Source organism: Nakamurella sp. GG22 (genome assembly GCF_052976845.2).
In genome coordinates this window covers 158130-183521 of record NZ_JBRIIO020000012.1, presented here as the reverse complement: position 1 = coordinate 183521, position 25392 = coordinate 158130, and the positions used below count along the sequence as shown (strand labels likewise).

At 69.0% G+C, this 25392-nt stretch carries 21 protein-coding genes; 6 read left to right on the top strand and 15 right to left on the bottom strand.

Annotated features, from left to right (window positions below; all coding sequences use genetic code 11):
• A partial coding sequence (locus tag ACVBEQ_RS14150) for a TetR/AcrR family transcriptional regulator (RefSeq protein WP_447153941.1) occupies positions 1–476 on the bottom strand: 476 nt, incomplete at its 3' end.
• Between the two features lie 62 nt (positions 477–538).
• Between ACVBEQ_RS14150 and ACVBEQ_RS14145 the strand changes: the two genes are divergently transcribed.
• A complete protein-coding gene (locus ACVBEQ_RS14145) occupies positions 539–2050 on the top strand; it encodes an FAD-dependent monooxygenase (RefSeq protein WP_447153940.1) in 1512 nt (503 codons plus the stop codon).
• On the opposite strand, the gene ACVBEQ_RS14140 is transcribed toward ACVBEQ_RS14145, so the two are convergent.
• The 5 genes from ACVBEQ_RS14140 to gabT all read right to left on the bottom strand — a co-directional run bounded on the left by ACVBEQ_RS14140 (position 1960) and on the right by gabT (position 7442).
• Positions 1960–3441 (bottom strand): NAD(P)/FAD-dependent oxidoreductase, encoded by a 1482-nt coding sequence (locus ACVBEQ_RS14140; RefSeq protein ID WP_447153939.1) that lies wholly within the window; start codon positions 3439–3441, stop codon positions 1960–1962. The two genes, ACVBEQ_RS14145 and ACVBEQ_RS14140, sit on opposite strands and share 91 nt — an antisense overlap.
• Before the next feature lie 135 nt (positions 3442–3576).
• Positions 3577–3933: a hypothetical protein gene (locus ACVBEQ_RS14135; protein ID WP_447153938.1), complete on the bottom strand. Its 357-nt coding sequence runs from the start codon at positions 3931–3933 to the stop codon at positions 3577–3579.
• A gap of 59 nt (positions 3934–3992) precedes the next feature.
• Positions 3993–4490 carry a GbsR/MarR family transcriptional regulator gene (locus ACVBEQ_RS14130; protein ID WP_447153937.1) on the bottom strand — a complete coding sequence of 166 codons (498 nt, stop codon included), beginning with the start codon at positions 4488–4490 and terminating at the stop codon, positions 3993–3995.
• A gap of 95 nt (positions 4491–4585) precedes the next feature.
• Entirely contained in the window at positions 4586–6049 is a 1464-nt protein-coding gene (locus ACVBEQ_RS14125) for an NAD-dependent succinate-semialdehyde dehydrogenase (RefSeq protein WP_447153936.1), read from the bottom strand.
• A 64-nt stretch (positions 6050–6113) separates the two neighbouring features.
• On the bottom strand, positions 6114–7442 hold the full coding sequence (gabT, locus tag ACVBEQ_RS14120) for a 4-aminobutyrate--2-oxoglutarate transaminase (RefSeq protein ID WP_447153949.1): 1329 nt from the start codon (positions 7440–7442) through the stop codon (positions 6114–6116).
• A 135-nt stretch (positions 7443–7577) separates the two neighbouring features.
• On the opposite strand from gabT, the gene ACVBEQ_RS14115 reads away from it, so the two are divergent.
• Positions 7578–9107: a PucR family transcriptional regulator gene (locus ACVBEQ_RS14115; protein WP_447153935.1), complete on the top strand. Its 1530-nt coding sequence runs from the start codon at positions 7578–7580 to the stop codon at positions 9105–9107.
• Between the two features lie 33 nt (positions 9108–9140).
• On the opposite strand, the gene ACVBEQ_RS14110 is transcribed toward ACVBEQ_RS14115, so the two are convergent.
• Entirely contained in the window at positions 9141–10151 is a 1011-nt protein-coding gene (locus tag ACVBEQ_RS14110) for a hypothetical protein (protein ID WP_447153934.1), read from the bottom strand.
• A gap of 307 nt (positions 10152–10458) precedes the next feature.
• Between ACVBEQ_RS14110 and helR the strand changes: the two genes are divergently transcribed.
• A complete protein-coding gene (gene helR / locus ACVBEQ_RS14105) occupies positions 10459–12648 on the top strand; it encodes an RNA polymerase recycling motor ATPase HelR (RefSeq protein WP_447153933.1) in 2190 nt (729 codons plus the stop codon).
• A 7-nt stretch (positions 12649–12655) separates the two neighbouring features.
• Here the strand turns inward: helR and ACVBEQ_RS14100 are convergent, their stop codons facing one another.
• Positions 12656–13639 carry a pyridoxamine 5'-phosphate oxidase family protein gene (locus ACVBEQ_RS14100; protein ID WP_447153932.1) on the bottom strand — a complete coding sequence of 328 codons (984 nt, stop codon included), beginning with the start codon at positions 13637–13639 and terminating at the stop codon, positions 12656–12658.
• Positions 13640–13744: 105 nt separating this feature from the next.
• The gene (locus ACVBEQ_RS14095) at positions 13745–14797 is read right to left on the bottom strand and encodes a C45 family autoproteolytic acyltransferase/hydolase (RefSeq protein WP_447153931.1); all 1053 of its coding nucleotides are present in this window, start codon (positions 14795–14797) and stop codon (positions 13745–13747) included.
• Between the two features lie 174 nt (positions 14798–14971).
• Between ACVBEQ_RS14095 and ACVBEQ_RS14090 the strand changes: the two genes are divergently transcribed.
• Positions 14972–16663 (top strand): biotin carboxylase, encoded by a 1692-nt coding sequence (locus ACVBEQ_RS14090; RefSeq protein WP_447153930.1) that lies wholly within the window; start codon positions 14972–14974, stop codon positions 16661–16663.
• A gap of 108 nt (positions 16664–16771) precedes the next feature.
• The gene (locus ACVBEQ_RS14085; RefSeq protein WP_447153929.1) at positions 16772–17968 is read left to right on the top strand and encodes an MFS transporter; all 1197 of its coding nucleotides are present in this window, start codon (positions 16772–16774) and stop codon (positions 17966–17968) included.
• 31 nt (positions 17969–17999) lie between these two features.
• Here ACVBEQ_RS14085 and ACVBEQ_RS14080 read toward each other — a convergent pair whose 3' ends face one another.
• Positions 18000–19190 carry a serine hydrolase domain-containing protein gene (locus ACVBEQ_RS14080; protein ID WP_447153928.1) on the bottom strand — a complete coding sequence of 397 codons (1191 nt, stop codon included), beginning with the start codon at positions 19188–19190 and terminating at the stop codon, positions 18000–18002.
• 151 nt (positions 19191–19341) lie between these two features.
• Here ACVBEQ_RS14080 and ilvD point away from each other — a divergent pair, with 151 nt between their 5' ends.
• Positions 19342–21066 (top strand): dihydroxy-acid dehydratase, encoded by a 1725-nt coding sequence (gene ilvD / locus ACVBEQ_RS14075; RefSeq protein WP_447153927.1) that lies wholly within the window; start codon positions 19342–19344, stop codon positions 21064–21066.
• A gap of 69 nt (positions 21067–21135) precedes the next feature.
• Here the strand turns inward: ilvD and ACVBEQ_RS14070 are convergent, their stop codons facing one another.
• The 5 genes from ACVBEQ_RS14070 to ACVBEQ_RS14050 form a co-directional block, all read right to left on the bottom strand.
• On the bottom strand, positions 21136–21726 hold the full coding sequence (locus tag ACVBEQ_RS14070) for a DivIVA domain-containing protein (protein WP_447153926.1): 591 nt from the start codon (positions 21724–21726) through the stop codon (positions 21136–21138).
• Between the two features lie 249 nt (positions 21727–21975).
• Entirely contained in the window at positions 21976–22854 is an 879-nt protein-coding gene (locus ACVBEQ_RS14065; protein ID WP_447153925.1) for a DivIVA domain-containing protein, read from the bottom strand.
• Positions 22854–24047 carry a globin domain-containing protein gene (locus ACVBEQ_RS14060; RefSeq protein WP_447153924.1) on the bottom strand — a complete coding sequence of 398 codons (1194 nt, stop codon included), beginning with the start codon at positions 24045–24047 and terminating at the stop codon, positions 22854–22856. Before ACVBEQ_RS14060 ends, ACVBEQ_RS14065 begins: the two co-directional genes overlap by 1 nt.
• A gap of 7 nt (positions 24048–24054) precedes the next feature.
• A complete protein-coding gene (locus tag ACVBEQ_RS14055; protein ID WP_447153923.1) occupies positions 24055–24423 on the bottom strand; it encodes a group I truncated hemoglobin in 369 nt (122 codons plus the stop codon).
• A 228-nt stretch (positions 24424–24651) separates the two neighbouring features.
• A complete protein-coding gene (locus tag ACVBEQ_RS14050) occupies positions 24652–25377 on the bottom strand; it encodes an SDR family NAD(P)-dependent oxidoreductase (protein ID WP_447153922.1) in 726 nt (241 codons plus the stop codon).
• Positions 25378–25392: the final 15 nt, after the last annotated feature.

Below are 25392 nucleotides of genomic sequence, written 5' to 3'. Positions count from 1 at the left end.
ACGCCGTCCCGCAGTTGCCCGTCCTCGGCCAGCCGTGCGGCGACGTGTGCCATCCCGCCGGCGCGCTCGGCCTCCATCTTCTGGACGGCTCCACCCACCGAGGCGGGGTCGAGCTGGGCCATCGAGTGCAGTACCCGGTAGATGTCGCGATCGCGGGCGTACATCGCGCTGGCCGCCGTGATACCGGCGCGAAGATGTTGGCGGGCATCAGGATTCGCGACTGCCTCGGTGAGTTCCGGCAGACCGGTCCGGGCCCAGAGGTCGTCCACGAACGCGTCGAACAGTCCCGCCCGTGACCCGAACACCGAGTAGATCGTCGAGCGCGCGACCCGTGCCGACTGCGCGACCCGATCCAGGCTGACCGGCTCCGTCGGGGCATCCCGCAGGCCGGCGGCCACGGCGTCCAGGATGCGGCGACGGGTCTGTTCGGCACTCTCGGCGCGCAGTCGCTGCCGGTAGGCGCGGGTGGTCGTCACGCGATCAGTCTACTTTCAGAAAACAGGTTGTCTTTCAAACGACACCTCGTATTGTAAACTACATGATGTTCACTGAAATGGCTGGTGCTCACCGTGCCGCCCGGGTCGTCATCGTCGGCGCCGGACCGGCGGGCCTGACCGCGGCGATCACCCTCGCGCGGCTCGGCGTCCGGTGCCTGATCGTGGACCGTCGCGAGTCCCCGTCAACCCTGCCGCGGGCCACCGTTCTGAGCGTGCGCACCATGGAATTGCTCCGCCGGTGGAGCCTGGACAGGCAGGCGCTCGACGGCGGGCATGACGTCGAGTGGCTGCTCTCGCTGAGCCCGACACTGGCCGAGGTTGCCTCGGGTGAGCGGGTCGAGGTCGGCTATCCCACCGCCGCGCAGAGTGCGCTGATCAGCCCGTGTCGCCCGGCGTGCGTGCCGCAGGACCATTTCCAACAGGTGCTGCTGGACCATCTGCGAACGCTGCCGGCCGCCGAGGTGCGACTCGGTGTGGATCTCGCAGACGTCACCCAGGACAGGACGGGGTGTCGGGTCGTCCTGCGCGACCGCTCCACCGGCGAAGTCACCGCCCTGCATGCCTCCTTCGTGCTCGCGGCGGACGGCGCACACAGCGCCGTGCGGGCTTTGGCAGGTATCGCGATGCCGACAACCGGCAGCCTGTACGAGGCGCTCAGTGCGGTGGTGCACGCCCCGCTCTGGGACGTCGTCGGGCCGCACCGTTACGGGATCTACGGCGTCGGCGGGGCCGACGACCCGGGGACGTTCCTGCCCGCCGGCCGACCGGACCGCTGGGTGTACAGCTTCGGCTGGGACCCCGCTCGCGAGCGCCTCGCCGACTATCCCGTCGACCGTCTGGTCGACCGGGTCCGCGCTGCCGCAGGATCGCCGGCGCTCGACGTGAGAGTCGTTCGGCTGGGCGCGTTCTCGTTCGTCGGCGGGATTGCGGACCGTTTCCGGCAGGGCCGAATCTTCTTGCTCGGGGACGCTGCCCATCGGGTCACCCCGCGCGGCGGGACCGGGCTCAACACGGCCGTCGCCGACGGCTTCGATCTCGGCTGGAAGCTCGGCTGGGTGATGCGCGGTTGGGCGGCTTCGTCACTGCTGGCGAGCTACGAGGCGGAACGCCGACCGGTCGCCGAGCACAACCTGCAGCGGTCGCTCGATCCCGCCGGCAGCCGTCGCCGGGCGGCCGAGGAGGTGCACGTCGACCTCGGCCCGCGGATCCCGCACGTCTGGCTGCCGCCGCAATCCGCGCTCCCGGATGGTGCCCGGAACGACTCGAGCGTCGATCTTGTCACCGACGGGCTGACCGTCATCACCACCGGCGATCATCTGCACGCGCGACGTTTCTCGGCTCCGACAGCCGACGACGACATTGCACCGGTCACCGTGCGCAGGGTCGACCGGATGACGGTGCGGGCTGTTGGCGCCGGCCGGGCCGATGCAGTCGCGCTTCGGCCGGACGGCGTTCCGCTGGGTCAGCTGGCCTTCGAGATGCGGGCCGATCTGGCGGCTGCTGCGGCCTCGATCGCGGCGGCCGACCGCGTTGCCTCATCCGCGGTCGGCTGACCGGTCGCCGGTGGGGCTGCGGTGCCGGCCGTGGCAGCCGTTGCCGTTGCCGTGGCCGGCAAGATGGGCGAGGGCCGACCGCTCCGGGTGACGCCCTGCGGCAATTCCTTACCCGCGCGTTCGAAGGTGATGATGCGGTGCGCCCGGTTGTTGGAGAACCACACCGCGCGTGCCCAGGTGTACATCGTGCCGATCCGGTTGCCCCAGCCGATCAGATACGCGACGTGGATGAAACCCCACATCAGGTAACCGATGATGCCGGTGAATTTCACCCCAAATGCGTCGGCGACCGCGGCCTTGTGGCCGATGGTTGCCATGCTGCCCTTGTCGAAATACTTGAACGGCGGCGGGGCGGGTTCTCCGGCGATCCGGGATTTGATCACGTTCCCGACGTAGGTGCCTTCCTGCATGGCCGGCTGCGCGACGCCCGGAAGTTTGTTCAGCGACACCATGTCGCCGATGGCGAACACCTCGGGGTGCCCGGGAAGGCTGCAATCGGGATTGACCGCGACCCGGCCCGCCCTGTCCAGTTCGGCGCCGGTCTTCTCGGCCAGCAAGGTCGCGAGCGGTGACGCCTGCACGCCGGCCGCCCAGATACGGGTACGGGCGCGGATCGTCTCCAGTCCGTCCGGTCCCTTGACGGTGATCGATTCGTGGTCCATGTCGATGGCGAGGGTGTTCACCCGCACCTCGACGCCCATCTTCTCCAACTGGTGCTTGGTGTACTTCTGCAGCCTCGGGGCAAACGGCGGCAGCACCGTCGGCGCACCCTCGAGCAGCAGAATCCGTGCCTCATTGGTGTTCACCGCCCGGTATTCCTGCGGCAGCACCTTGTGCGCCAATTCGGAGAGCTGACCGGCCAGTTCGACCCCCGTCGGTCCGCCGCCGATGACGACGAACGTCAACCACTCGGCCCGTTCCTTCGGATCTGTTGCCAGCTCGGCCATCTCGAACTTGGACAGGATCCCGTCCCGGAGGTAGCGGGCATCCTCGACGGTCTTCATCCCGGGTGCGAACTCGGCGAACTCGTCCTTCCCGAAATACGAGTGGGACGCACCGGCGGCAACGACCAGGGAGTCGTACGGCAGGTCGACCGCCCGACCGTCGGGGCCGGATGCGCGTACCACCTTGTTCTCGATGTCGATGTCGTGCACCTCCGCCAGTAGGGCGCGGGCGTTCTTCTGCTTGCGAATCACGCTGCGCAGCGCCGGAGCGATCAGCCCGGGCGGCATGATGCCGGCCGCAACCTGATACAGCAGTGGCTGGAAGAGATGGTGGTTGGTGCGGTCCGCGATGGTCACGTCCACCGGCGCCTTCGCCAGCGCCCGCGCGACGTTGAGGCCGCCGAATCCGCCGCCGATCACGACAACTTTGTGCCGATCGTTCGCCATGTATGCCTCCTGGGCTCACCTCCATCATGCTGATTTCGGCACCCGCGCGAGAAGACCTGGCGTGCGATTTTTCACTCAGCGGTTCAGGGAATACCCGCACGGCCCAACGCGGCGGCCGATGCGGTGCCTGTTCCGCTATTCCCCGGTCAGTTCTGCGAGTTGATCGGCCGCGGTCCTGTTGCCCCGATCGGCCAGCCTGCGCAGCTCTGCCAGGTCGTCCAGTTCGGTGGCCAGTTGAATCAATTCGTCGGTGGCTGTGCCGTTGCCGAGGTCGGAGAGCCGCCGGAGTTCGCCGATGTCGCCGCGCTCGCCGGCGAGCTGGATCAGTTCGTCCGCCGCGTCCGAGCTGCCCCGGCCGGTGAGGCGGCGCAACTCGTCCAGGTCGCCCCGCTCGCCGGCCAGTTCGACGAGTTCGTCGAGCGCATCCCGGTCACCGCTGTCGGCGCGAGAACGCAGGTTCTGGGTGCGGACGACATCCTCCGGATCAATCATGCTGCATCGCCTTTCGAACGTTCGCGGCACGCGCCGGGTCGGCGCATGCCGTCAGACCCTCACTGCCCCAAGGCGGGGAGCCCTCCGGTTTCCCGCAGCCGATCCCGATGCACCAGCCATTCATCGCGGAGTGCGGGGAGTCGCTCGCTGAGGAATTCGGCCAGCGCGACCATCTCCTCGAGCGGTGCCCGCCGCTCCGGTGGAGCATCGGCGAGCAACGCCAGGCCCTCCCGGAAGACCGCTGCGTGTTCGAGATGAATCGCGGCGTCGAAGTTCTGCGGCTGCCGGCTCGCCGCATTCACGCTCACCCGGTCGACCCGCTCGCCCGCGATCCGGGTCCGCCGGGCGACACCGTAACCCTCCAGCAGTTTCACGGCTCCGGTGATGGCGCTCCGGCTCGCGAGCAGGGCATCGCCGAGTTCGTCGATCGTCTGTTGCGGTGGGTCGCAGACCAACAGGTAGCCGAGGAGGCGACCGGCCATCGGCGGGAAAGAGTATTGACGCGCATAGAACCGGCCGACGTGGTCGGCAAAGGTCAACTCCGCGTCGGTGGACACGGACCGACCATAACAGAAACGGCGGAGATGACACACATGTGTGTCATCTCAGCCGCTCTGCAGGGCATCAGCGAGGCAACTTCAGCGAGGCGGCCTCAGAGCTTGATGCCCACGTACTTGGTTTCCAGGTACTCCTCGATGCCCTCCGTGCCGCCCTCGCGGCCCAGGCCGGACGCCTTGACGCCGCCGAACGGTGCGGCGGGGTTCGAGACGATGCCCTGGTTGATGCCGACCATGCCGGTCTCCAGGCGTTCTGCGACAGTCAGTGCCCGGGTGAGGTTCTCGGTGAAGGCGTAGGCCACCAGGCCGAACTCGGTGTCGTTGGCCTTGGCGATGCCCTCGTCATCGGTGCTGAAGGTGATCACCGGCGCCACCGGCCCGAAGATCTCCTCGCGGAACACCTTTGCGCTCGTCGGCACCCCGGTCAGCACGGTCGGCGGGTAGAAGTGGCCCGGACCGTCGATGGCGGTGCCACCGGTGACGATCGTGGCGCCCTTGTCGACGGCGTCGGCGACCAGTTCGGTGACCTTGTCGACCGCCGCGGAATCGACCAGTGGGCCGACGGTGACGCCGTCGTCGATGCCGCGCCCGATGCTCATCGCGCCCATCCGCTCGGCCAGGCGGGCGGAGAACTCCTTTGCGACCGACTCGTGCACGATGAACCGGTTGGCCGCGGTGCAGGCCTCGCCGATGTTGCGCATCTTCGCGAGCATCGCGCCGTCGACCGCCTTGTCGAGATCGGCGTCGCCGAAGACCAGGAACGGGGCGTTGCCACCGAGTTCCATCGACACCTTCAGTACCTGCTGCGCGGACTGCTCGATGAGCTTCTGGCCGACCGCCGTGGAGCCGGTGAAGGTCAGCTTGCGCAACCGCGGGTCGGCGATGATCGGCCCGGACACAGCGCCGGAATGGCTGGTGGTGATGACGTTGAGCACCCCGTCCGGAAGTCCCGCCTCGATCAGCACGGCGGCGAGAGCCAGTGTGGTGAGCGGGGTCTGGGCGGCGGGCTTGATGACGACCGTGCAGCCGGCGGCCAGTGCCGGGCCGATCTTGCGGGTCCCCATCGCCAGCGGGAAGTTCCACGGCGTGATCGCGTACACCGGGCCGACCGGCTGCTTCATCGTCAGCAGCCGGGTGCCGCCGGACGGAGCCACGGAGTAACGACCGGCGATCCGGACGGCCTCCTCGGAGAACCAGCGGAAGAACTCGGCGCCGTAGGTCACCTCGCCGCGCGCCTCGGCCAGCGGCTTGCCCATCTCCATGGTCATCAGCAGGGCGATGTCCTCGGAGCGTTCGGTCAGCAGTTCGAAGGCCTTGCGCAGGATCTCGCCACGGACGCGTGGGTCGGTGGCGGCCCAGTCGGCCGACGCGGCGACGGCCGCGTCGAGAGCCTCGATGCCCTGCTCGGGCGAGGCGTCGGCCACGGAGGCGATGACCTCACCGGTCGAGGGATCCTCCACCGGCACCGTCTCGTCGGTGGAGATCCACTTGCCGCCGATCAGCAGCCCCTTCGGGACCGCGTTCAGTACCCGCGAGATCTGCTCGTCCGTCACACCCATGGCGTCTTTCCTTTCGAGGCTCTTGAAACAGCTGAACTCATGCTCTGGTGCAGTGCGAACGGCATCAGGACGCCAGTGAGTCGATGACCTGCTCGAGAACGTCCAGGCCCTCGCTGAGCAACTCCTGCGGGATCACCAGCGGGGGCAGGAAACGCAGCACGTTGCCGTAGGTACCCGCCGTCAGCACGACGACACCCTGCGCATGGCAGGCCTTTGCGATGGCACCGGCGAGCGCGGGATCGGGATCGTTCGTGCCGGGCTTGACCAGTTCCATGGCGATCATCGCGCCGCGGCCGCGGATGTCGCCGATGACGTCGTGGCGGGCCTGCACGGCACGTAGCCGCTGCAGCATGGTGGTTTCGATGGCCCGCGCGGCGCCGGCCAGGTCCAGTTCGCGCATGGTGCGGATGGCGCCCAGGGCGGCGGCGCAGGCGATCGGGTTGCCACCGTAGGTTCCGCCGAGCCCGCCGGTGTGCACCGCGTCCATCAGTTCGGCTCGACCGGTGACCGCGGCCAGCGGCAGTCCGCCGGCGATGCCCTTGGCGGTGGTGATCAGGTCGGGCACGACGCCGTCGTGCTCGGAGGCGAACCAGGCGCCGGTCCGGCAGAACCCGGTCTGGATCTCGTCGGCGATTAGCAGGGCGCCGTTGTCGGTGCACCACGCCGAGATGGCCGGCAGGAACCCCTCGGCGGGCACGATGAAGCCGCCCTCGCCCTGGATCGGCTCGATCAGCACGGCTGCGACGTTCGACGCACCGACCTGGGTGGTGATGATGTCGATGGCCCGCTTCGCGGCCTGCGCTCCGGTGATGTCGCCGTCCCGGTAGGGGTAGGACATCGGCACCCGGTAGACCTCGGCGGCGAACGGACCGAAGCCCTCCTTGTAGGGCATGTTTTTGGCGGTCAGCGCCATCGTCAGGTTCGTCCGGCCGTGGTAGGCGTGGTCGAACACCACGATCGCGGTCCGTCCGGTGGCGTGTCGGGCGATCTTGACCGCGTTCTCGACAGCTTCCGAGCCGGAGTTGAACAGCGCCGACTTCTTGGCATGGTTGCCCGGGGTGACGGCGGCGAGCTGCTCGCAGACCTCCACGTAGCCCTCGTACGGGGTGACCATGAAACAGGTGTGGGTGAAGGCGCGGACCTGGTCCGTGACGGCGTCGACGACGTGCGGCGCGGAGTTGCCGACGCTGACCACGGCGATGCCCGATCCGAGGTCGATCAACGAATTGCCGTCGACATCCACCAGGACGCCACCGCCGGCCCGCTCGATGAAGACCGGAAAGGTGGTTCCGACGCCGTTGGAGACCGCGGCCTGACGGCGGGCGAACAGTTCCTTGGATCGGGGACCGGGCAGTTCGGTGACCAGACGGCGTTCCTGAACCAGATCCTGCAGCGCGACAGTCATGGGGTACGGCTCCTCTCGACGGTAAGACATCAGCCTCGCCCACCGGCGGCCGAGACGAAATGGCAGTTATGGCGCGTTAGGCTGCCGCGACATGGACAAACTGGCACAGAAATCGGAGCTGCCGTGCCGTTGACGATCGGTGACCTGATTTCTACTCCTGAGCTGGGCCTGCGGCTGCTCACGGAGAACACCCGGGTCGACCGCGCTATCACCTGGGTGCACGTCAGCGAGCTCCGGGACCCGACGCCGTTCCTGACCGGCGGGGAGCTGCTGCTGACCACGGGCATCGTCACGGGCTCCGGCGATGCCGCCGGTGCCTTCGTCGAGGAGTACGTGCGGCTGCTCGCCGACGCCGACGTGGTCGGCCTCGGATTCGGGATCGGCCTGAGCCACCACGAGGTTCCGGCGGACCTGGTGGCCGCGGCGGCGCGGCGCGGGTTGCCGCTGCTCGAGGTCCCCAGGAACACGCCGTTCATCGCGCTCAGCCGCGCGGTGTCCCGTGCGCTGGCCGCCGACGAATACGCCGCGGTGACGAAGACGTTCACCGCGCAACAGACCCTGACCCGCGCCGCGCTCTCGGCGGCCGGGCCGGACCGGCTGGTGCGGCAGCTCGCCCAGCAGGTCGGCGCCTGGGTGGCGCTGTTCGACCGGGCCGGTGCGGTTCTCGCTGCCCATCCGGACCTCGCCGGGAGCCGGCTGGCGGCGGTGCGACCGGAGGTGGCGGTGCTGGCCGCGCACCGCGGCCCGGTCGGCTCCGCCTTCGACGTCGGCGCCGACACCGTCAGCCTGCAGTCCGTCGGCGCCGGGCCGCGGGGCCGGGGGTTCCTGGCCGTCGGCCGGCCGGGCGGCCTCACCGCCGCGCAGCGCCACCTGGTGAACGCCGCCGTCATGCTGCTGACGATCATGCTCGAGCATTCGCGGAGCACCGACGCCGCGCTCGGCCAGGTCAGGTCGGCCCTGATGCGTCTGATGCTGTCCGGACTGAGCGAACTGGCCGGTCCGATCGCCGACGCGATCTCTGCGCCGTTGCCGGCGGGACCGGTGACGGTTCTCGTCGCGACCGGGGAAGCCGCCGCCCGGGTGGGTCCGGACGATTCTTCGGTCAGCTTCGGCGGCCCGGCTCTCGCCGCGGTGGTCGACGGGGAGCTCATCGCCCTTGTCGGTGGTGATCCGGCGGCTGTGGCCGACGCCGCGAAGGTCGTCGCCGTCGAGGCGGACGTGGTCATCGGGCTTGCCGGGCCGGTCGACCTCGACGACATACCGGCCGGGTACCGGCAGGCGCTCCAGGCGGCCGACTTCGGCCGCCGACACCGCAGGCCGGTCACCGGTTTCGCTGAGATCTCGATGCCGGGGATCACCGGCATGCTCGGCCATGACCAGGCGGTGGCGTTCGCCGAGTCACTGCTGCAACCGCTGGTGGAGCACGACAAGGTGGGTCGCGGTGACCTTGTCGTGTCGTTGCGGACCTGGCTGGCGCATCACGGCCAGTGGGATCCGTCGGCCGCAGCCCTGGGCGTCCACCGGCACACCCTGCGGCACCGGATCAGGACCGCCGAGGAGTTGCTGGGCCGGAGCTTCGACTCGCCCGGCACGCGCGGTGAAGTGTGGCTCGCCCTGGAGGTTCTCGACTCCGCAGGGCCGGGTCTCGACTGAGCCGCTGCCCGAGGGCATGCCCGCCGACCGCGGCTAAGGGGCGAGATGCGCGAGAACGGTGGCGATCTCGCCGAGCATGACCTGAAGATCGGCGTCGACCTGCGCCGCGGCGGCGGCAAACTCCGCGGCGGCAGATTCTTCCGCGGCGGACTCGCGGGCGGCGGATTCGGCCGCGGCGGACTCCGCGGCGGACTGGGCGGCGGCGGCGCGAGACTCGACGGCGGCAGATGCGGCGGCCGCTGCCTGCGCTGCGTCTCCCGCTCCCTGGACCGGCCCTTCCGCTGCCTGGATCGCCTCGGCAGTGGCCGTGGACGCGGCGCGCATCGCGTCGTACCCGGCGCCGGTCGAGGTTTCCAGGACTGCCACGAAATACCGGTCGGTCCAGCCCACGGAATGGATCTGGATGTCGTCGCTCGAGCCGACGTCCGTCCAGCCCTGCTTGGAGCCGTGGTCACCGCTGAGCGCGTTCAGCCCGAACGATTGGTCGAAGCCGTCGGCGCCGACCGGAGCGACGTCGGCCATCGCGTCCATCAATAGTGGTGCGACCGCCGGATCGTTCGACATCGAGTAGAGGAAGTTGGCCTCGTCGTCGGCGGTGATCAGCTCCCAACCCCAATCGTGGGGACCTGTCTTCGGCCCGTTGCTGGTGTGCGAGAGGCCATAACGTTCCGCCATGCTCGGCACGATGTCCGTGTTCCACAATGAGGACTCGATGCGGTCGTCTGAATTGATGATCATCGAGCGCAGCGTCTGCGCCATTTCCTGGTCGGGATGACCGCCTGCCTGTACTTCGTAATAGGCGACGGTGAACAGCTTGACGATGGACTCTGAGATGTACTGCTCGTCACCACTACTGGCCGCTACGCGCTCGCCGCTGGACCGGTCGACGACGGCCACGCTCTGCTGGATGCCGTCATCGAACGCCGCGGCCACGGTCCGGTCGACGGCCTGTTGGATCGGAGATGCGGCACCTGCCGGAGTGCCGGACAGCAGCACGGCGGACAGCGCGAGAGTCAGCGCGGCGGCAACACGGGCGATCCTCACCTGACCGACCCTGCCATCAGCGGACGCCATCATGCGACCGGCACCGGACATCGACGCTGCCACTGTGAGCGGCATCTCGCGGGGCGGGGTGCAGACGGGGGACGAGGTCGGAACGCGCGGGTGAACTGTGGCTCGCGCCGCACGTGCTGAACAACTGACTTCTTTCCCACTTCAACGTATAGCGCACCCCGGGGCTTGCGGCAAGACCCCGGTGGTGGCGCAGAATCGCCGATCGTGCTGTGAATCCGCGGATTCCGGCGCGCACCCCGATGAGTGATCGAGCGATTTCCAGTCCGGAGCTGATGACGTGAAACCGTTGTCCACCAGTAGGTTCCACCTACCCGACCACCTCAGCCGCAAAGCCGACCCGGCTCTCATCGCCGCGGACGAAGCCCATTTCGCCGCGATATTCGATAGCCTCGAGCGCTCGATCTCGGAACTGTCCGACCGGCTCGGAGCTGAGCGCAGGGCGCGGGGCGGCGCGGGCCAGGAGGCGATGGAACGGGACCAGCAGATCCACCGGTTGACCGCCCGGCTGCGCACGCTCCGGCGATTCGGCGCGGACCTGTGCCTTGGGCGCATGGTCGGTGAAGCCGACGCCGATCCGGTGTACATCGGGCGGCTGGGGCTCACCGACAGCGCCGGTCGCCAATTGCTGATCGACTGGCGTGCCCCGGCCGCCGCGCCGTTCTTCGGCGCGACCCACGCCAACCCGATGGGTCTGATCAGCCGTCGGAGGTACCGCTGGACCCGTGGCCGGATCACCGATTTCTGGGACGAGGTGTTCACGGAGCAGGCACTGAGCCCGGGAATGGAATCCGCCGCCGCGCTCGATGACGAGTCCGCCTTCATCGCCAGTCTCGGCAGCAGTCGATCGAGCCGGATGCAGGATGTGCTCGGCACCATCGCGGCAGAACAGGATGCGATCATCCGCGCCGGCTCGCACGGGGCGCTCGTCGTCGACGGCGGGCCCGGCACGGGTAAGACAGTGGTCGCGCTGCATCGCGCCGCGTACCTGCTGTACTCCGACCCGCGGTTGGGGCATCAGCGCGGTGGCCTGCTGTTCATCGGTCCGCACCAGCCGTACCTGGCGTACGTTGCCGACGTCCTTCCGAGCCTCGGCGAGGAAGGCGTGCAGACCTGCACCGTGCGGGATCTGGTCGCCGAGGGCGCCGGCGCAGGGGTCGAGGCCGACCCGAATGCCGCGGCCCTCAAGGCGTCCGCCGACATGGTGACGGCGATCGAGACAGCGGTCCGGTTTTACGAGGAGCCGCCGACCAGTGGAATGACCGTCGAGACACCCTGGGCCGACATCCGGCTCACTCCTGACGACTGGGCTGAGGCGTTCGGCGCAGTGCAGCCCGGCACCCCGCACAACGAGGCGCGTGAGCAGATCTGGGACGAGCTGCTGACGGTCCTGACCGACCGGTATGACGGCGACGCCCCGATCGGGCATCTGCGAAAAGCCCTGCTGCAGAACGCCGAACTCACCGCGACGCTGCACCGGGCGTGGCCACTGATCGAGGCGGGCGACCTCGTCGGCGATCTGTGGACGGTGCCCGCCTATCTGCGGCTGAGCGCTCCGTGGCTCGCCGCCGGCGACATCCAGCTGCTGCAACGTGAGGATCCGCGGGCCTGGACCGTGTCGGATCTGCCGCTGTTGGACGCGGCCCGACAACGGCTCGGCGATCCGGAGGTGGCGGGCCTGCACCGTCGCCGAAACGCCGCCGTCGCTGCCCGTCAGGAATCGATGACCCAGGTCGTCGAGCACCTGATCGAGTCTGACGACTCCGAGATGGCCGTCATGTCGATGCTCCGCGGCGAAGATCTGCAGAACAGCCTCATCGACGACAGCACGCTTCCCGCAACAGACGTCGACCTGCTTGGCGGTCAGTTCGCGCACATCGTCGTCGACGAGGCGCAGGAACTCACCGATGCCGAATGGCAGATGCTGCTGCTCCGCTGCCCGTCACGGAGCTTCACCATCGTCGGCGACCGGGCGCAGGCCAGGCACGGGTTCACCGAGTCGTGGCAGGAACGGCTCGAGCGGGTCGGGCTGGAGCCGATCGGGTGGGGCCGGATACGGCAGGCCCCGCTGAGCATCAACTACCGGACCCCGGAAGAGATCATGAACGTCGCCGAGCCTGTCATCCGGGCCGTGCTCCCCGACGCCAACGTGCCGACCTCCATCCGCAGCACCGGCATCCCCGTCGGCCACGGGACCGTGCCGGAACTGGGCCGGATCCTGGACGCCTGGCTCACCGGCCACGAGGAAGGAACTGCCTGCGTCATCGGCGCTGCCGAGATCGACCCATCCGCCGTGCCTTTGAGCTCCCGCGTCCGGTCACTGTCCCCGGAACTCGCGAAGGGACTCGAGTTCGATCTGGTCGTCCTCATCGATCCCGAGTCGTTCGGGACAGGAATCGAAGGGGCGGTGGACCGCTACGTCGCGATGACGAGGGCGACCAGGCAGCTCGTCATCCTGACCAGCTCCTGACGCCCCATCATGGTTCCCTGTGGGCGGCTGCCAAGGCTTCCGCCTTGACGGTCTCGATGTCTTCCCAGGCGATGCGCGGACGGGTCAGCCCACGCCGATCGAGGTAGCGCCGCGCGGTCCCGCGCAGCGCCCGGATCGTCTTCACCATGCTCAGCGGACCCTTCGGGTCGGCCGCCGGGATGTACCGCGACGGGTGCACCGTCCAGCTGTCGCCCTCTCCGGTCAGCTCGCCGGCGACCACGAAGCCGTGCAGACTCGCCAGCTCCTCGTCGTGGCTGTGGCAGAGCAGGCTGGCCTTGCCCGCGCAGACCGAGAAGCCCTCCGGCACGGTGATCAGCAGAGACCGGTTCCGGGGATCGACGACCGGACGGACCCTGGTCATCGTCGGGTGGCCGTTCTGATCGAACCCGGCCAGGACCGCACTGCGGAACTCGGGGAGCCGGCGTGCCGCCTGGCCATACGCGTCGTCCGCATCGGGTTCGACGCGGGCCGGGCCTTGGTCCCCGGCGAGCGGTCCCGGTGCAGCTACAGCCCGGCGTCGGGTGACGGCGGTCGGGGTGATCGTGATCAGCAGGCGCATGTAGTAGAAGTCCATCATCCATCGGGAGACCGGGTTCGCGCTGTAGGCCCGGGATTCCGGCTGCCGCTCGAAGATGCGGCTCCAGACCTCACGTGCCCGGAGCACGCTGGTGACCACTTCGTCCGGACAGACGGCGGTGCCCTGGATCAGGACCTGCGGTGTGTCCTGTAGCCCGCTGCCGGTGGGATCGGAGAACAGCACCGCCACCTGCGGATTGCGGCGCACGTTGAAAGCCTTCTGCGGCAGCCCGATCGAGGTGGTGAGGGTGAAGGTGCCGTCGGTGCCGTACGCGCTCACCGTCGGCCAGGCGATCGGCACGCCGCTCTTGGACACGGTGAGGAACTCGCAGGTGCGGTACGCGTCGATCACCGGAAGGACGTCGGACGGCATGCTCAGGCTGGCGGCGGTCATGGATCACTCCTGGGACGAAGGCTCGAGAATCATCTGACGGACCGATGGTGCGATCCGAGCCTTGACGACCGCTGAAAAGTCACTGAAAGGCCGTGTTCGGGGACGTCACGCAGGTTGCAGGACCACCCCGAAGGTTGAATCCGGATCGTCGAACCGCCGCACCCAGTGCCGATCCGGCCAGCGCAGTTCGACCGTGCCCGCCGCCGGCCGGTACAGGGCGGTGTAGACCGTCCCGAACGCCCGCCAGAAATGCGTCGAGTAGAGCGGCGGTTCCAGGAAGGCCGCCGCGAGTCGATCCGGCAGCGGATCACCGGACGTCAAGTCCAGCAGACGTTGTCGTCGCGGAACGCTTGCGTATCGCTCGGCATGTTCGATGTTGTCGGGGATCTCGCCGCGATGGTTGGTCGCGACCGGTGACATGCTGAACTCCGCGGCCCGGCCCGGCCCCACATAGGCCGTTAGCACATGACTGTCGGCGTCCACCACCGTCAGGTTGTAGGCCATCGCGACCGGCATCCGGGACAGGATGTCCCTTGCCTCTTCGGTGGTGGTCGCGACCTCCAGCAGGTACCGGACGACGAGTGACACCGCGAACCCCGGACCCGATCCCCGCCGCCCGCCGAAGCTGAGCGAGACCACCAGTCCGTCGGCGTTCATCCCGTCCAGCAGCCCCCACAGGCAGTCGCTGTTGCCGATCACCGGGCGACCGGTGAATCGGCTGGACAGCACCACCCGCTCCCACAGCTCCGGTGAATAGTCGTAGTTGCGGCACAGTGCGATCTCCGGCTCGGTCACCACCGCCTGTGAACAGCCGGGCAGGAACCGCGGCGGATCCCACAGGGTCAGCATCCTGGCCGCCACCTCGTCGGCGCCGGCGGCCCCCGCGAGTTCCACCATCCGCCGGTACGTCGGCACCAGTTCGGGCATGTGCCGTTCGAGCATCCCGGTGGCGTGTTCGACCGTCGGCCGGGGGCGGACGTCCCGCTGCAGGTACCAGGTCCGGTACCCGGGCCAGGTCGCGGCGAACAACTGCTGCCACCGCGCCCCCGGAACTGCTTCGTTGATGCCGTACACGGTGAGCGGGATGGGTGCGTCGGCATCGAACGGGGGCCGCCGCGGGAACGGGTCGAGCGCCCGGCGACGTCCACCCTGCGTCATCGCCGCATTCTCCGTCCTCCGGCAACCGCGCCGCCGGGTGGCTCGTTCTGCGGCCGGGCGTCCCATGCCTACCGCGGTATTGATGCCGGGTGGCCATCTTGCCGCATTTGCGCTGCTGCGGGATGCTCTGCGCACCCACGATCACCTCGAGCGAGACGATGACACGGAGATTCCATGGTCGAGCAGCAGTCGTCCGAAGCATCCAGCGACATGTCGCGCCGGCCGTTGCACGGCATCGCTGAGATCCGACACTTCTTCCGCACCAACACCACTCCGATCTTCTTCGTCGGTGCCACGTCGTTCAATCTGCTGGGTCTCGACCGGTGGGTGCGCAATTTCGACTACATCACCTACTACGACGCCTGGGAGGGGGCGCACCCTAGGGTGTTCACCCCGCAGGACAAGCCCTATATCGAATTCTCCAGCGGAGAGGAGATCAACAACTACCTGTTGCTGCATCCCGAGGTGCAGGCGCACATGCAGCGTGCCGGCGGGCGACCGAAGGTGGCGATGGTCTTCTTCGACGAGGAGACCGAGAAGATCTGCACCGAATTGGGTTACGACCTGATCCTGCCCTCGGCGGCACTGCGCGAGCACCTCGACTCCAAGATCGTCACCACCCGGCTCGGGGACGAGGCGGGGGCGCCCAGCGTGCCGAACATCCTGACGTCCGTCGACTCGTGGGACGAGCTGGTCGAGCAGACCACCGCCGCGGGTCTCGGCACCGACGTGGTGCTGCAGACGCCGTACGGGGACAGCGGCAAGACGACGTTCTTCCTCACCTCGCAGGCCGACTGGGACAAGTACGCCGACGACATCGTGGGACAGCAGCAAAAGATCATGAAGCGGATCAACCACCGGGCGATCGCGGTGGAGGCGGTGCTCACCCGGCACGGCACCGTGGTGGGGCCGTTCATGACGGAGCTGACCGGGCATCCGGAGCTGACCCCGTACAAGGGCGGCTGGTGCGGCAACGAGATGTTCCCGGACGCCCTGTCCGGCGCGCGGCGGATCAAGGCCAACCAGCTGGTGCGCCGGCTCGGGGATCGGCTGGCGGGCGAGGGTTACCGCGGATTCTTCGAGGTCGACGTGCTCGTCGACACCGATGCGGACGAGGTCTATCTGGGCGAGCTGAATCCCCGGATCAGCGGCGCGTCCTCCATCACCAATGTCACCGCCGGTGCCTATTCCGACATGCCGCTGTTCCTTTTCCATTTGCTCGAGTACATGGGCGTCGACTACATCCTCGACGTGGACGAGATCAATCGCCGTTGGGAGGACCTGGCCTCTGTCGACCTGTGGAGTCAGATGATCATCAAGGAGACCGGTTCCGCCGTCGAGGAGATCACCGCTGCCGCGCGGACGGGTCAGTGGTATTTCGATTCTGCCGGCGAATTGCGATTCCGGCGTGCTGCGCTGGACTGGCATCAATTGCAGAACGAGGACGAGTGCTTCTTCCTCCGCATCTACGGACCCGGCGATTACCGTTGGAAGGGCGCAGATCTCGGCGTCCTGGTGACGAAGGGCCGGCTGCAGACCGAGGAGCCGGAAGATTCCGGCCTGGCGAGCGCACTGGTCGGCGCCGCTTCCACCACGCCGGTCGATGTCGCGGCCGTGACGCAGGCCATCGCCGAGGAGGGCAAGGAACCACCGGCCGGCATCGATCTGGTGTCCGAGCATGAATCGGATGCCGCGCCGCGGAATGCCCCCGCCACCGCCGGCGGCCCGTCCGTGGCCGGGAGTTCCCGGCTCACCCCACGCGCCATCCGGTTGATCCAGGCGATCCGCGCGCAGTACGCCGGCACCCCGGTGGGTGCGGAGTTCACCGCTCCGGTGTCACCGGTCGGAATCAAGTCCGGCGGCTGACGGCGGGCCGGGGCCGGTAGGCGGCCGGCGTCTGCGACCGGCACGACCGGGCCGCTACCCTTTGCGGTCCGCACTGTCCGCACGCCCCGCACCTCGAGGATGACGTCCATGGGTTCTCCCAGCACGCCGGCACAGGACCTCACCGCGCGCCTCGCAGGGACAAGATCCGTTGTGGCGGTGGCACTCCTGTTCGCGGTGAACGGGCTGATCATCGGCGGATACGGGGGAGTGCTGCCGTCCATCCGGGAACGCCTGGACATCGACGCGACGTCCATCGCCATCCTGCTGTTCACCTCCGGGCTGGCCGGCATCCTGTCGATGCAGATCGGCGGCCGGTTGTCCGACTCGATCGGTGCGCGGCAGGTCGCGCTGACCGGACTTCCGTTCCTCATCGCCGCCGCGGTGACGTTCGCCTTCGCCACCACGTTTCCCGTCGCGATTGCGGGAGCCGTGCTGCTGGGGCTGGGCAACGGCTCCATCGACGTCTCCATGAACGCCATCGGGGTCCAGGTGGAGGGCGCCCGCAAGCGGCCGATCATGAGCACGTTCCATGCCCTGTGGTCGGTGGGCGGGTTCGTCGGTGCCGGGTGCGTGCTGCTGATGGCGACGGTGCTGGGTCTCTCCGGCGCCGCGATCGTGTTGCCGCTGCTGCTGTTCGTCGCGGCGGTTGCTGCCGCGGCCTTCGTGGTCCTGCTGCGGATCACGCCGCCGACGGCCGTGGTCCCGCACAGCGTCGACGGTGTTCGGGTCAAGATCCCGCCGATCGCCTGGGCGCTGGCGATCATGGCGCTGGCCTTCGGCCTGTCCGAGGGCACCGCCACGGACTGGGCCGCCCTGCACGTCACTGAGGTCGCCCAGGTCGACTCCACCACCGGTTCCCTGGGCCTCGTCGCGGTCAGTGGCTTCATGGTCGTCATCCGGCTGATCGGCGACCGGTTGGTCGCCCGGTTCGGCCGTCGTGCCGTGGTGCGCTTCGGCGGGCTGTGCGCCGCGATCGGTTACGGCACAGTCGCTCTGGTCAGTGGCCTGCCGTTGCTGCTGGTCGGCTGGGCGCTGGTCGGGCTGGGCGTCGGGATGATCGCGCCGCAGGTGTACGCGGTCGCCGGGCACGTCGGCGGCGGCCGGGTGCTCGCCGTCGTCGTCACCTTCGGATACGCCGCCTTCCTCGCCGGCCCGGCCGTCGTCGGCTTCCTGGTGAACCACCTCGGGCTGCACCACACGATGGCGGTCCCCGCGGTTCTCTGCCTGGGCATCGTGGCCCTGGCGGCGACCATGCCGAAGCAGGACGCCGACCTGACGGGCTGAACCGAACCCACCCCCGGTATCGCGAGCGGGGTCAGCCCAGGCTCAGCTGGAAGCCGATCGAATCGATCACGGCCAGCGTGTCCAGCAGCCGGCCGACGTCCTGCGGGAGCGGCCACGACGACAGCTTCACCGCCACCAGTCGCCTGGCCGGCTCCACCCAGATCATCTGACCGTGAATACCGAGACACAGCAACACGTCTCGCCCGGCATAGGGCAGCCAGAACTGGTTGCGGTAACCGCCCCCGGGGAGCCACGAATCGTTGCCGGAGGCCGCGAACGTCGCCCTGGTGTCGGGTGCCGCGGTGTAGCTGTCGGTGATCCACCCGGCCGGCACGATCTGCTGGCCGTTCGCCGTGCCGCCGTCGAGCAACATCTGGCCGAACCGGCCGAGATCGCGCAGCGTGGCCGCGAGCCCGCCGTCGTGGAACACCGCACCGGCCGGGTCCATCGCGGCGTCCATGTCCTGCTCGGTGCCGATCCGAGACCAGATCAGGCTGGACAACAATTCGGGCATCCGGATCCCGGACGCCCGCTCGCACACCCAGCCTAGGATGTCCGTCTCGCAGGAGCGGTATTCGAACGCAGCTCCATGAGGTCGATTCGCTGCCAGTGTGGTCAGGTACTCATACATCGAGGTCGGCAGTCCGGGCCGGGAACGCGGCGCCCAGCCAATGACCTCCTCGAGCACCCGTACCTCCGCCGCGGGATCGAGGTACTCCTCCGAGAACGCGATCCCTGATCGCATGTCGAGCACGTCGCGGACGGTGGCACCGCGGTATCCCGAGCCGGCGAGTTCGGGGACGTAGTGGTCGACCGCGGCGGTGACGTCGATGGCGCCCGCGTCGGCCAGCACCCCGACGACGCAGCCGATGAGCGACTTGCTGACCGACATCAACATGTGGGTGCGGTCAGCCGGCATGCCGCCCGGGTAGAGCTCTGTCACCAGGTGTCCGTCCCGGAGCACCAGGAACCCGTCCGTGTAGGTGTCATCGAGGATCTGCCCGACCGAGCCGGACGTGCCGTCGAACCGCCACACCACCTGCTCCAGGTCGACACCGATGCCGAGCGGCAGCGGCCGTGGCCCTGCCGCTTCCCGGGCGACCCGTGCCGTGGGCACGACCTCGCGCATGTGCTGGAACGACCACCGGTTGTACGGCGCGTTCTGCCAGTTGGTGAGCGACCAGCGGTCGGCGACGGCCGGCGGGAAGCCGATCATGGTCATGGCAGAGCTGCTCCAACTGGCGTGACGGCCGTGAACGGGGGGACGGGGCGGCTCCGATCGGGGGCCGATCGGAGGTAGGGACGTTACCCGGAACGCCGGCCAGGTGAGGGCCGGCGGACTGCACCCGCCACCCGTCGTAAAGTCTGGATCCATGAGCGAGACCACCGGGCAGCAGACGCCGGCCCAGCCCGCGTCCGAACAGCGTGAGCACCGCAAGCCGCACAGCCACATCGTCACGGACGGCATCGAGCGGGCCGCGGCCCGCGGCATGTTGCGAGCGGTCGGCATGGGCGATGACGACTGGCGCAAGCCGCAGATCGGCGTCGCCAGTTCCTGGAACGAGATCACCCCGTGCAACCTGTCACTGGACCGGCTTGCCAAGGCCGCGAAGCAGGGTGTGCACGAGGCCGACGGCTACCCGCTCGAATTCGGGACAATTTCGGTGTCCGACGGCATCTCGATGGGCCACGGCGGCATGCACTATTCGCTGGTCAGCAGGGAGATCATCGCCGATTCGGTGGAGACGGTGTTCCGCGCGGAGCAGCTGGACGGCGGGGTGCTGCTGGCCGGCTGTGACAAGTCGCTGCCCGGGATGCTGATGGCCGCCGCACGGCTCGACGTGGCCGCGGTGTTCCTGTACGCCGGTTCGACGCTGCCCGGCAAGCTGGACGGCGAGACGGTCACCATCATCGATGCGTTCGAGGGGACCGGCGCCTGCCTGGCCGGCAAGATCACCCGGGACCGGCTCACCGAGATCGAGAAGGCCATCTGCCCCGGCGAGGGCGCCTGCGGCGGGATGTACACCGCGAACACCATGGCGTCGGCCGCCGAAGCGTTGGGAATGTCACTTCCCGGCAGTGCCGCACCGCCTGCGCCGGACGCCCGCCGGGACGCGTTCGCGGTCCGCTCGGGCGAGGCCGCGGTGGCGCTGGTCGACGCCGGCATCACCGCCCGCGACATCCTGACCAAGAAGGCGTTCGAGAACGCCATCACCGTGGTGATGGCCCTCGGTGGTTCGACCAACGCCGTGTTGCACCTGCTGGCGATCGCCCATGAGGCGGGAGTGGAGCTGGGGCTGGACGACTTCAACCGGATCGGTGACCGGACCCCGCACCTGGCCGATGTGAAGCCGTTCGGCCGCTACGTGATGACCGACGTCGACCGGATCGGCGGGATCCCGGTGGTGATGAAGGCGCTGCTCGATGCCGGCCTGCTGCACGGCGACGCGCTCACCGTCACCGGCCGCACGCTGGCCGAGAACCTGGCGGAGCTGGACCCGCCCGCGCTCGACGGAGACGTGCTGCACACCATGACCAATCCGATCCACCGCACCGGCGGCATCTCGGTGCTGCTCGGGTCGTTGGCCCCGGAAGGAGCGGTGGTGAAGAGCGCAGGCTTCGACGCCGAGGTGTGGGAAGGACCGGCCAGGGTGTTCGACGGCGAGCAGGGCGCGATGGACGCCGTCTCCGACGGCACGCTCAAGCCCGGCGACGTCATCGTGATCCGCTGGGAAGGCCCCAAGGGCGGCCCGGGGATGCGCGAGATGCTGGCCGTCACCGGCGCGATCAAGGGCGCCGGTCTCGGCAAGGACGTGCTGCTGCTGACCGACGGCCGCTTCTCCGGCGGGACCACAGGCTTGTGCATCGGCCACGTCGCGCCGGAGGCGGCGAACGGCGGGCCGATCGCCCTGGTGCAGGACGGGGACCTCATCCATCTGGACATGGCGTCCAAGAAGCTTGACCTGCTGGTCGACGACGCCGAACTGGCCGCCCGCCGTGACGCGTGGACCCCGCATCCGCAGAACCTGAACCACGGCGTCCTGGGCAAATACGCGAAGCTGGTCGGCTCGGCGGCCAAGGGTGCGGTCTGCTTCTGAGCCGTCTGCTTGCCGGCTACGCGCCGCGCCGCGCCGATGTCAGCGCAGCCGATGTCAGCGCAGCCGATGTCAGCGCACGGTGCTGACGGCCCGAAGGGGACCGTGCGGCCGGGGGAGCGGTGCGGCGTGCCGTTCGGTGGGATGGGCACCGTTGAGGGCAGCAACCTCGCGACTGACCTCCTGCCGGGCCAGGTCGGCGGCCGCGGCAAGGCGTTGCGCGCGGATGCTGATCTGACGCTCCAATGCCGCGGCCCTTGCGTGGGCCTCTTCGATGATTGCGGCCGCACCGAGCCTGGCACGCTCGATCAGCGCGCTGCACTCGGCGAGCGTCTGTGCGCGCTGCTCCTCGGCCTCGGCGATGAGCTCGTCGGCGCGGCGCCGCCCCTCCGCCTCGACATCGAAGGCGAGGTCGGCGACCTCGGTGGGAACCGAATCGTCGGCCTCCAGGCGTGCACGCAGCAGGTCGACCTGCTGGCTGCAGGCGAGCCAGCCGTTGGACAAGGCGTCGACGACCGCTGCGCAGTGTTCCTGGAACCGGTCGACCTCCTGCGGGTGGTACCCGCGGCCGAAGGGCTCGGTGACTCCGAACCGGACGGACCTGATCGCAGCCGCGGTCCCGCCGGCGGCGCTACGGCGCGACGGGGGCAAGGACGTGGCCATCGTTGCTCCTGAACAGTGGGGCTGGCGGTGGAGGTTGGCAGGGGTCTGACGGTGGGTCTAGCAGTGGGGGGTGTCACCGGGGTGTGACGCGGAATGCCGGTGTTCTCGCTGATTGTTAACCATGGATCGTGATCGGTCGAGCGTTTGGTGCAAATAGGACGAAAATGAGTAAGCAGACACGATTTAGCACCACGTTCCGTTGCCGGTGGACCGCTCGTCGGGCAGTCGGCGTCATGCCGGGGCGGCCGGTCAATCGGTGAAGACGTCGTCCCTGTCGGCCGCCGGGTGACCAGCGTCGTCGGTGCGCGATCGTTGGTAGGGCACACCGTCCCAGCCGACGCCCTGTGTCCGGCCGGGCTGCCCGGCCACCCGCGCCGTCGACCCGCTCGTCCGGCCGAGCTGAGGTGCGGGTCGACCGTTCACCTTGGTGCTGCCCTTGGTCCCCCCGGGTCTGGTGCTGCGTCGCGGCTTTCGCGGGACATCCCTGGCGGCTTCGACCGCCAGCGGATTCGCCTTGCCGTACTCCTCGGCGACCCGGTCGAGCAGACCCTCCAGGAAGGCCTCCATCTGGGTGCGGGTGGCATCCCGCAGGGTGCGCAGGTAAGCGGTCTGCGCATCCAATTCCTGCTGGGCCGTCACCGCGCTCATCGTGAGATCGGCGAGCCGTTGCTCGGTCTCGCGTTCCAGCGCCTCCGAGCGGGCGACCGCGTCCTGGTACACCGAGCGTGCCTTGTCCTCGGTCTCCTGCTCGAGGATCGCCGCGTTGCGGCGGGCGTCCTCGTACAGGTCGCGGGCCTCCGCCATCACCGTGGTGCTGTACCCGTCCGCCTCCGCGATGGTCTTGTCCGCCGTTCGCTGAGCTGTCGTCAGCACGTTCATGGCGTTGGAGACGTCCCTGCTCCGGCCACTGCGTTCCACCTGAGCCTGCAGGTCCTCGATCTGCTGGGTGGCAGCGCGGAGCCGTCCCCGAAGCTGGTCGACCGCGGCGGCGCAGCGAGTGACGAACGAGTCGACCTCGTGCTGGTCGTACCCGCGGCCGAATGCGGTCGACATCGCGAACGTCGCGGTGCGCAGATCCGCACCCGTCAGCGCGTCGAGATCGACGTCAGCGCCAGTGTTCTCGGTCATCAATTTCCTCTCGGGTCGAACGGGTACGCCGCGCCGAATTCCTCGAAGGTGATGTCCCCCGCCGGGACGCCGGAGGCGACCAACTCGGTCACCGTTGCCTGCACCATCGGCGGTGAGCCGCAGACGAAGATGTCGTGCCCGGCCCAGTCGCCGTCGGCGGCGGCCACGTGACCGACCGGTCCACGCGCTCCGCGCCAGCGGATGTCGTCGGACACCGCGGTCACCACCCTCAGCCACGGATGGCGGTCCGCCAGCAGCTCCAGGTCCTTGCGGTCGTAGATCTCCCTCGCCGACCGCGCACCCACGTACAGGTGGGTCGGGCGTCCACCGTTGCGGGCGAGTTGGTCGATCATCGCCTTCATCGGTGCCAACCCGGTCCCGCCGGCGATCATCAGCACGGGCCGGTCCGAGCCCGGGTCGAGCACCATCCGGCCGAACGGTGGGCCGAGGCGGAGTTGATCGCCCGCTGCGGCGGTGCGGACCAGCGCCGTGGACACCGGGCCCCCGTTGACCAGCCTGGCGTGCAATTCGATGACCAGACCACCGGGGGCGGTGGCGGGTGTGTACAGGCGCCATTCGCGCGGCCGGAGGTCGGTCGGCTCGACCGAGATGGACTGGCCGGCGCGGTAGGGATGCGGGGTGACGGTGCGCACCGTCAGGACCGCGATGTCGAATGTCCGCGCGTCGACGTCGATGACCTCGGCATCCCACCACGCGGGCTCGGACTCGCCGACCTTGTCGGCGGACGCGACCATGGTGTCCGCGACGATGCCGTACGCGGCGGTCCAGTCGCGCTGCAGCCGGTCGTTCCAGGCGCTTCCGCTGAAGTGACGCAACGTATGGATCAGCGCCTCGCCGACCGCGGGGTAGTGCTCGGCGACGGTGCCGAACTTGCGGTGATCGCGGCCGAGATCCTCGAGGTACGGCACCAGCGCGCCGAGATCGTCGACGTCCGTCACGATCCGGCCCAGCGCCCGGACCAGCCGATCACGCTGCCGGGTCATGGCGGGTGGGAACATCGATCGCGTCTCGGGGTACCGCAGGAACAGATAACTGTAGAAGTGATGCGCAACCTCGTCGCCGCCGTGGGCGGCGACCTGGGCGAAGTTCAGCTTCAACCCGGCGGTGTCGATGGCTGCCTGCTCGACCGCCGGACCCGCGGCTGCTGACGGGTCCGGATCGATGGCGGCCACCCCGCTCTCACGCCGTCACGATGGACGAGCGCAACGGCGCCAGGGCTGCGACGACGGCTCCGATGGTCTCGTCGGACGCGCCGGCCGTCGCCAGGGTCGCACCCAGATGGGCAACCACGGCATCGAACGCACTGTCCGTGATGGCCCGGTCGCCGTGCGCCTCGGCCATGCTGCGTCCGGTGTACGGACGCGGCCCGCCGGCGGCCGCGGAGAGCATGGCGGCCTGGTGCCGGCGGAGAGCGGCCATGTCCACGCCGGCGAAATATCCTGCCAGCGCCGGATCGGAGGTCACCCGCTCGTAGAACACGTCGACCGCTCCCGCGATGCCTTCTTCGGCGCCCAGCTTTTCGTACAGGGTCGTGGTCGAGCTGGTCACGGTTGCTCCTCGGGGTGTCATCGGTGATCGGTCATCGGCGATCACTGTCGGGGAGCGTAGCGGTCACATGCGTCAGGACGAAAGGGACGAAACGTCCTTCTTTGCCACCGAAAGTGTGACGCGCGTCAAGATCTTCCGTTCATTGATGACAGAGCGTCATTGTGAAGACCTTCGGGTCTTGGCGGCGGACCGGTCAGGCCGGTGAGCCGACCCGGTGGGCTGCGCCGGTCAGCCGGCCGCCCCGCCGAAGGCGCTCGACGGCACCTCCGCCTCGTCGTCCAGGATCGCGCGGACGATGCGCCGGGCCACGTCGACCGGATCCGAACCGGTCGGCAGCCGTGGCGACTGCCCGGCGATCGGCCGCTGCGCGAGACCGGTCTCGGTATGCGCGGGCCGCACATCGACCACCCTGATCCGACGCCGCCGCAACTCCGCGGCCGCCGCGCGGTCGAAAGCCGTCACGCCGGCCTTGGTGGCGCTGTAGGCGGCCATCCCCTTCATCGGCTGCTCGGCGACGACGGCGCTGATGTTCAGCACGAATCCGCCGGCCGGCAGGTTCCTGGCGGCGGCCCGGGCCACCCGGATCGGCGCCATCAGGTTCACCAGCATCAACTGGTCCAGGACGTCGTCGTCGAGATCGGCCAGGTCACCGAAGGCAACGACGCCGGCGGCGAAGACCACGCCGGTCAGCGGTCGCGTCTCCGTCGCCAGTGCGAACAGTCCGGCAGGAAAGTCCGGGTCGACCAGATCCCCGGCGGCGGTCGCGAGCACTGCGTCGCCGTGCTGTGCCGACCGGGCGGCCGACAGGACGGCCGACAGGGCGGCCAGCCGGTCTGCCGAACGCCCGGACAGGGTCAGTGCCGCCCCGTTCGCGACCAGCTCCCGGCTCACAGCAGTGCCGAGGCCGCCGGTCGCGCCGATCACCAGAACATGGGCACCGTCCAGATCCGTCATGCCCACCACGATGCC

Coding starts and splice junctions, on each gene's coding strand:
- ACVBEQ_RS14145 (WP_447153940.1), top strand. CDS start 539: ATGATGTTCACTGAAATGGCTGGTGCTCACCGTGCCGCCCGGGTCGTC.
- ACVBEQ_RS14090 (WP_447153930.1), top strand. CDS start 14,972: ATGGTCGAGCAGCAGTCGTCCGAAGCATCCAGCGACATGTCGCGCCGG.
- ACVBEQ_RS14135 (WP_447153938.1), bottom strand. CDS start 3,933: ATGATTGATCCGGAGGATGTCGTCCGCACCCAGAACCTGCGTTCTCGC.
- ACVBEQ_RS14140 (WP_447153939.1), bottom strand. CDS start 3,441: ATGGCGAACGATCGGCACAAAGTTGTCGTGATCGGCGGCGGATTCGGC.
- ACVBEQ_RS14080 (WP_447153928.1), bottom strand. CDS start 19,190: ATGACCATGATCGGCTTCCCGCCGGCCGTCGCCGACCGCTGGTCGCTC.
- ACVBEQ_RS14095 (WP_447153931.1), bottom strand. CDS start 14,797: ATGACGCAGGGTGGACGTCGCCGGGCGCTCGACCCGTTCCCGCGGCGG.
- ACVBEQ_RS14050 (WP_447153922.1), bottom strand. CDS start 25,377: ATGACGGATCTGGACGGTGCCCATGTTCTGGTGATCGGCGCGACCGGC.
- ACVBEQ_RS14125 (WP_447153936.1), bottom strand. CDS start 6,049: ATGGGTGTGACGGACGAGCAGATCTCGCGGGTACTGAACGCGGTCCCG.
- ACVBEQ_RS14070 (WP_447153926.1), bottom strand. CDS start 21,726: ATGGCCACGTCCTTGCCCCCGTCGCGCCGTAGCGCCGCCGGCGGGACC.
- ACVBEQ_RS14100 (WP_447153932.1), bottom strand. CDS start 13,639: ATGACCGCCGCCAGCCTGAGCATGCCGTCCGACGTCCTTCCGGTGATC.
- ACVBEQ_RS14065 (WP_447153925.1), bottom strand. CDS start 22,854: ATGACCGAGAACACTGGCGCTGACGTCGATCTCGACGCGCTGACGGGT.
- ACVBEQ_RS14085 (WP_447153929.1), top strand. CDS start 16,772: ATGGGTTCTCCCAGCACGCCGGCACAGGACCTCACCGCGCGCCTCGCA.
- ilvD (WP_447153927.1), top strand. CDS start 19,342: ATGAGCGAGACCACCGGGCAGCAGACGCCGGCCCAGCCCGCGTCCGAA.